Origin of the sequence: Hungatella hominis (genome assembly GCF_014288005.1) — a bacterium.
Classification (GTDB): domain Bacteria; phylum Bacillota; class Clostridia; order Lachnospirales; family Lachnospiraceae; genus Hungatella; species Hungatella effluvii.
Window position 1 is genome coordinate 1 of sequence record NZ_JACOPB010000040.1, and the last position, 6,302, is coordinate 6,302.

6 protein-coding genes are annotated in these 6,302 nt (G+C 44.6%); all 6 read right to left on the bottom strand.

The genetic code is table 11. The features are described 5' to 3' along the window. The coding region (locus H8S75_RS31885; protein ID WP_187024911.1) for a coiled-coil domain-containing protein at positions 1–1,571 on the bottom strand (1,571 nt) is incomplete at its 3' end. A 22-nt stretch (positions 1,572–1,593) separates the two neighbouring features. Further along, positions 1,594–2,208 (bottom strand): hypothetical protein, encoded by a 615-nt coding sequence (locus H8S75_RS31890; protein ID WP_187024912.1) that lies wholly within the window; start codon positions 2,206–2,208, stop codon positions 1,594–1,596. 33 nt (positions 2,209–2,241) lie between these two features. Then, positions 2,242–4,371 carry an ABC transporter substrate-binding protein gene (locus tag H8S75_RS31895; protein ID WP_187024913.1) on the bottom strand — a complete coding sequence of 710 codons (2,130 nt, stop codon included), beginning with the start codon at positions 4,369–4,371 and terminating at the stop codon, positions 2,242–2,244. A gap of 256 nt (positions 4,372–4,627) precedes the next feature. Then, entirely contained in the window at positions 4,628–5,050 is a 423-nt protein-coding gene (locus tag H8S75_RS31900) for a DUF3788 domain-containing protein (protein ID WP_187024914.1), read from the bottom strand. Between the two features lie 12 nt (positions 5,051–5,062). Beyond that, positions 5,063–5,992 carry a helix-turn-helix domain-containing protein gene (locus H8S75_RS31905; RefSeq protein ID WP_187024915.1) on the bottom strand — a complete coding sequence of 310 codons (930 nt, stop codon included), beginning with the start codon at positions 5,990–5,992 and terminating at the stop codon, positions 5,063–5,065. An 88-nt stretch (positions 5,993–6,080) separates the two neighbouring features. After that, positions 6,081–6,302, bottom strand: a 222-nt coding sequence (locus H8S75_RS31910) for an ATP-binding protein (RefSeq protein ID WP_243270553.1), incomplete at its 5' end; no start/stop codon positions are given.

Here is a 6,302-nt window from a genome sequence, read left to right on the forward strand (position 1 = left end):
TTTTGTGTGCTTCCATCCAATTTGTAATGAAGCTCTCCCTTGTCCCCGGCTGAAAAGCGGCGCGCTGAATCTTTATCCAGTTTTCCTTCAAAAACAAATCCTCTGTCAGCAGAGGAAAGTATGACTGCATCTTCCTCCTTCTTTGTTTTATCCCCACGTTCCAGCGTCCTCACCACGGTTCCAGGGGCCGGAGCCAAAAGGCATCCCCCATTATCCAAAATTTCCTGCAATGCAGCACGCGATTTCTCTTTATCTGACCGCTCAGATTCACAGGTAATTCTGCCAATCTCACCTTCTTTCTGCAATACATCAGCCTGTCTCCGGGCATCTTCCAATGCTGCCTGCGCGGTCTCAACTGCCCTTCCCGCAGCATAAAGTTCTTCCTCCTCAGAATACTGGTTATCCTCCGACTCACGCCGGGCACGGTTTAACGCTTCTCTTGCAGTATCAATGGCAGCCTGGGCCTCACTGACTGCAGACTCAGTTGAAAAATCTTTTCCTTCCCTGACTGCTTCCAGCACTGTTTCTGCTTTATAAAGAGCATCTTTGGCTTTATCAATTTTACGTTTCCAGCGTCTCTTGATGGAATCCAGGTTATCGTCTGCCCTGTCATAGGACGATGAGGTATAGTCTGCTTTTGAAAGTTCCTTTTTTGCCTGGTTAAATACCTTTTGTGCAGTGGAAAGTTCTTCTTCCGCAGCCTTCAGCTCCTCCGTATAATCCGTGGCATCGTCCGGCTGCTTCCCTGCAATCGCTTCCTTTATTTCGCTGACTCTCTGATTTGCCATATTAAGTTCCTCTTTCGCTTGCTCATACGTTTCTAATGCCTGCTGATAACCATCCTCTGAATCATCAAGATTTACTGATTCCTCATCCAGCGCCTGTTCTGCGGCACGGATGGCGTCCTCCGCGTCCTCCCTTACATTTTGCAGGTTTTCCCTCGCTTCCTTCACAAGCGCTTCTGCCTTATTAATAAGATTCTTTTCCGCATCTGCCAGTGTTTCTTCAAGCTTTGTATAATCTTCTTTCAGCCGCATCTCTGTCCTGTCATACTTCGCAGCAATGCGCTCATACGCCTTCTGGGCATCTGCAAGCTTACGCTGTGCCTCAATCACATCATTGCCGCCATTGTCTGCTGAAAGATCGATTCTCAGGTTAAGGATATGGATTTCTTCTTCCAGCTTCTTAATCTGTTCTTCTACGGAAGGTATATCAAATTCTATCAGTATTTCACCTCTGTCTACCGGTTTGCCCTCCCCTGCATTGACGGACACGACCTTAAGGCCATCCGGAAGGCTAATCCCCTTTTCTGCAGCCGCATGGATAATCCCTTCCATTTCAGCCCTGTTCATTAACGTTTTGCTTGTCATGGAAGACACTGCAACATGGGCAGTTGTAAAAGAATGGGATGCACGGGAAATAATTGTGCATACAAACATAAATGCAAAAAATCCAATCATAAGATATACAGCCATGCGCTGTACACGTTCTTCTATAAGGGGCCTGTATTTCTTTCCGGAAATAAGCATGGCCTTTTGCTGTTTGATTTTTTCCCCAATATGTAAACGCATAGCAGTATCATCTCCTATCAGGTTAATTGAATACAATCTTAATGATTCTGTCTGCCAGGTAAGAGCCGTCTGCCTGCTGCTTTCCAAAACACAGTACAAAATCGTTATCTCCTATCCCGTCTTTTTCACTGCCCTCCAAAGAATAGCTGCTGCCATCTGATTTCACGGTTCCCTTTTGAAATACTGTGTTTTCTGAATAAGTAACCGTTATACTGCCTCCATCTCCGGAAGATGACGTGCCATCCGCAAAGGGTGATGTATTAATCACGCACCCGGTATCCGAGCATTCTCCGGCTGTGCCGCTCAAATCAGCTGACTTCATCATGTCGTTCGCATCTGCAAACGTATCCATTGTATCTGAGTCCCCGTTCCCGACATCATCCTGAATTTGCAGAAGCGAATCATTTTGGACCGCTTCCTCCTGCTTTTCGGGGACTTCCACCTTCTCCTCCTTACTGACAGTATTTACAGGATTACTTTCCTGTCTCTCTGTCGCTTCAATTCTTTCTGTTTCCGTTTTTGCATTTGGCTCCGTACCTGCACATCCGGTAGCCAAAAGCATCCCCGCGCAGATAGCTGCATATATCCCCATCATTCCTCTTTTCATAAACTGTCTTTTCTTAAGCTGTCTTTTCATAATTTTGAATCCTTTCCATTGCATATAAAAATTTTACATTTGCTCGTTGATATAAAGACTGGCCCGGCTCTGAATTCTTTCAGCCGTTTCCCGGGCGCTCCTTGCCCCTGAAAAATATTCCCCGGCCTCTTCCAATATCAGGGCTTCCAGTGTCTGATTGTCATTCTCCACATAGGCTGCACTGTTTAAAAGCTGCTTTGTCAGCTCCGCATCTTCTTTTGTTGCCTTACCATCTTCGTAAATCCATGTCCAGATAGATTTTCCTTCCACCGCCGCCTGCGTGACTTTATCAAATGCCTTCCGATGAATCGGAAGCATCATACAGGACATCTGGTGGTCCTCTGTCAATAGTGTTCTGACGAATTCCCATGCCCCTTCCTTCCGAGGGCTGGACGAGGAGATTCCAACCTTCACTTCAGGTTTAATTGCATGGTATTCACCGCCGTCTCCGGGAAGTCCAAGAAACTTCAGGTTCCCGTTGTAGTAATTTCTGTACTTGGTGATGTGATAAACGCTCAGCACTGCTTCATAGGCTGCTGCATAGGAATCACTCATCTCCGTTCCTCCAAAGCCGTTCTGGCTGCTTCCCTGTATTTTACCGGCAAATTCCAGCATTTTTACAAATTCAGGTGAATCAAAAGAGCACTTGCCCAGGTTCCAGTCAATAAAACTGCCATCTGTCTGAAGCATGATTTTCAGGAAGGAAGCACCAGACAGATTGTTTATGGAATTGGCTCCGTAAGTATCAAGGACCTTTTCCAGATCCTGAATGGTCCAGCCATTGTTTCCCTCCACAACATCCGCGCCAGCCAGCATAGTGGATATGGCTGCTCCGTCTGTAAGATAAGGTAACTTTCCATCCAGGCTGATAGCTTCAAAGACATTTTCAAAATAATCCTCTGTCCGGATTTCCGGATCATTTTCCATATATCGATAAAGGTCTTCCAGGAGCCCCTTGCTTTGATAAATCTGTACAGACAAATTACTCATATCCAGGATATCCGGCATATCACCAGAGATGATCCGCGTATTAAGATTCAAAATGGCATTATCCCATTCCTCGTTGGAAACATTTTGTGCGTACGGAAAATACTCTGTCAGCTCAACCTTATACCTGTCGTTTGTTTTGTTAAAATCGGATACGGCCTGTACAAGGCCAGGAGTCGCAGTCAGGCTCACCATACTCAAAAGTTCTCTCTCATCCACCCCCTTGGTTAGCACCGTCATTTCATATGACAGTACCTCAGTCTGATTGGATGAGGCTGCCAGGACCACAAAACGCCCATCCGTGCATTCTCCAAGATGAACTTCTGATGTGCCAAGTCCCATATCCGACCAGTTAAGGACAGGGATGCCCTCCTGTGCGCCAGCAGCATACCCATACAAAACGGAAGAATCAAACCGATAGAAATCTTTGTTCACGCCTCCATACAGTCCTGTTGTTGCTCCCAGATAGATTTTATCTTTACTCCACTCCTGCCTCTCCATGTCCACTGTCAGCAGGTCATAGTTCATACGGTCTGACGAAGTCGCACAAATACCAATCTGTCCTCCGGCAGTCGTTGTGGTTGTCATAAGATTACCGTCATAATCAAGAGAAAATAAGAAACGGCCGTTATTGTCGAATAGATAGACCAACGTATTTCCACCTTTTGCAGCCACACAGATATTCCCCTCTATATCAATGCTAAGGTTTAAATCTCTTCCAACTGCCGATATGACCGGGGTGTCCATCACACCTGCCAGGTCAACCGATTGGACCTGTGAACCACTGTTGTCAAATTTCCTCAAACTATAACCGCCTGCCTTCTCCAGGCAAACCGCCCAGATACTGTTATCCGGGGCAAAGCCAAAATCCAGAAGCGAGACAGAAGCATCCACATCCAGATCCTGTTTCAAAAACTTGCCGTCATCAATGTCCATTGCTGCCAAATAGGACGAACCATCCTCCTCCAGGCAGCACATATAGGCCATATCATCTTTGAGCAGAAGTCTTTCGATTCCTGTCACGGTGTCTGGAATATCAAAAAAGTCTGCAACATAGGAAGCAGCAGGCTGCATAGTATCCATGCGGTTCCCACAGGCTGTTACGGTAAAAATCATTGCTGCTGTTCCCAGAATTGTAATAATCCGTCTTATCTTCTTTCTCATAGCCACCTCCATACTCTAAAATTACCTCCTTTCATATAAATATTGCCTGTTCTATCAGGCAGTTTAAGCATACCATTGATGAACAGGCAGTTTTTTAATTTGAGATAATTGATTTTCTATGGAATAATAAATGAATGATTAAGACATTCCTAAGGCGCTGTGACAGGGATATTGAAACCAACCAGTTGCTATCACTCTGAAGTATCAATTCAGACAAAAGTCAGCGGAGCCGCCAAAAAGCCGCTCCGCTCATTTGAATATTATTTATTTAACTCTTCTTTCTAAGATTTATCAGTTCAAAAACATTATCCATAATCTCCTTATCCCGTACTTCTAACATCAGCCATTTCTGTCCATTACCAGTTTTTGCATCTCTGAATACTGTCTGCACATAGTCAGAGAATAACGGCATTAATAACCCTGCCTCTGTAAGTTCACTGCTTCCTATAACCACAAGAGCGATAAAATAACCTTGCATTGGATAACAGGTACAAAGAGATTTCCCACTCTTCTTGTATTTAATATTCCAGCCTGGCTGCATGGAACAGCGGCTGTGATCCATGTAAGGCTCAATCCGGTAAGTGGACCGGATACGGCTGTCAAACTCTGCCCATAACGGATTGTCAATATACTCTGCTATTTGCCTCAGAGATGGAGCATGGCCGTTTGTATAAAGCATATTCCAATCCATCCCAATATCCTCCTATCTTTTATTTTCCAACTGTAAGGGCTTGACCCAAATTTCCATACAAGCCATATCTTTTAAGTCACGATAATACTTTTCTGCTGAGAAAGGCTCCGTTGTTAAGTTGTGATGCGGCAGCCATGTACCGAAAAGGTATTTTCCGCCCTGATTCAAGGCATCCGTTACCAAATCCTCAAAATTTTCTGCTTCGATTCTGCAAACGATGTATTCTCCTGCCGGGAGTTTTCTGCTTACAAAGTCCTCCTGCTGATTACACGGGATATTTTGAACAAGACCACCTGCAAAATACGTAAAAAAGCCTTGATTCGTATCTTCCGTATGGGACATCCCCATTTCTACATTTGTATCGAAATCTGCTGCGATTGACGCCTTCTCCATATGATAGCGTTTCCAAAGCTGTCCCGGCACGTCCACACCTGTGCTTTCACCAACCGGAATTTGTTCAGAAATACAAACTTCCGTTTCCAAGCCGAGATAAATTTCTGGTTCCGCCAACGTTTTTCTCTGGATTTCCAAGACGATATTTCCTACCACCAACGGAATCCCTTCGTCTACTAAGACATAATTCATGGAAACTTCCGGCTTGTCAAATGTGTTAAGCATTGGTAAATCCCTTCTGTACTCTTCAGGTGTGATTCCATACGTCTCCTTGAAGGCCCGCGTAAAATTCGCATGGCTTGTAAAGCCATAGTTAAGGGCAGTGTCAAGTATTCTCTGTTCGGTATTACCCAGATTTTCAATCACCTTTGCCAGGCGGCGGAGTTTCACATATTCCTGAACCGGTTTATTTACCAGCCGCTTGAACAAACGCTGAAAGTAGAAAGGGGACAGGCCCACGATATTGGCCAGATCTTCCGTATAAATATCTTCTGTTAAGTGTTCCTCGATAAAAGTCAAGGATTGTTCGATTGCTTCCCATGCGTACATTGTTGTACCTCCTATATTTGATGTTCACATTATAACATCTTATTATTTGCCGGGCTTTTCACACAATGCGCTTTTCATCAGGAAATCTCTAAGATGCTGTGACTGAGATTTTAGATGAAGCTGATGGGATTTCAATGATGAAAGCAGTGTGACCATTACTGCTTTCAGCCTTTATCTGTCCGCCATGCATCACAATAATATTTTTTGCAATAGCAAGTCCGAGGCCGGAGCCTCCAGTTTCACTTAATCTCGCATTGCTTAAACGGCAGAATTTATCAAAAATCACATTGAGCTTATCCTCCGGAATTTC